Here is an 803-nt window from a genome sequence, read left to right on the forward strand (position 1 = left end):
ATTTGTTTCGTATTCTTGGTCTGAATAAATCCAAACCAGGTCATACGTCGCTACTCAAAGGAAGTGAGGTATGTTCTTAAACTTGACGTCTAAGGTACTTCACTTCTAGTGAGCACTTGATTTCATTATGCTTGTGGCCGGGGTTTAAAACCCAGTCACATTGCACTCGCATCAAGCGCCCACACTTATCGGTTGTTTAATTGTTAAAGAGCGGTACTGCTAAATTCGGTACTACTTACTGCATCTTGCTGCTAACTTTGCGCTTCGTCGCTTTCGCGAGATCGCTGTGTCAGCAGCAGAGAAACGAGATTATGAAGGAGTTTTTAGCGCTTGTCAAATCGTTGTCGCTTTTGTTTGAGTTTTTCAACTCGCCATCAGCACCATGATCTAGCAACTTACCGCCTAGACCCCTTCAGGTCCGCCAGGACTGTGTCCCAGCTTTTTCGTTTCCCTTAGCAGCTATCGAAATGCCGGGGTATACCCTGATCTTTCGGTAGCAGCCAAGCCGCGAACTATAACATCTTTTTGCAGCTCGTGCAGCTGGCTTCTGCCTAATCTGCATCTTCTACTGCAAACCCGCTGCTCTGCTGGATCTCTCCATCTTCACTGCGGTCGAGAACCTAGGCTCTCACTTATATATAAAGACAAACCCCCGCAGGGTTACCTGCGGGGGTTCGCGGAATAAAAGCTTGACGATGACCTACTTTCACAGACGTCCGTCCACTATCATCGGCGCAAAGTCGTTTCACTGTCCTGTTCGGGATGGGAAGGAGTGGGACCAACTCGCTATGGTCGTCAAGCGT

At 48.2% G+C, this 803-nt stretch carries 1 rRNA gene; it reads right to left on the reverse strand.

From position 1 onward, the window contains the following. Positions 1-687: 687 nt before the first annotated feature. Positions 688-800 (reverse strand): 5S ribosomal RNA (gene rrf, locus AC6LKD_RS32620). Between the last annotated feature and the right edge of the window lie 3 nt (positions 801-803).

The sequence above is a fragment of the Achromobacter sp. D7-1 genome (genome assembly GCF_059760445.1).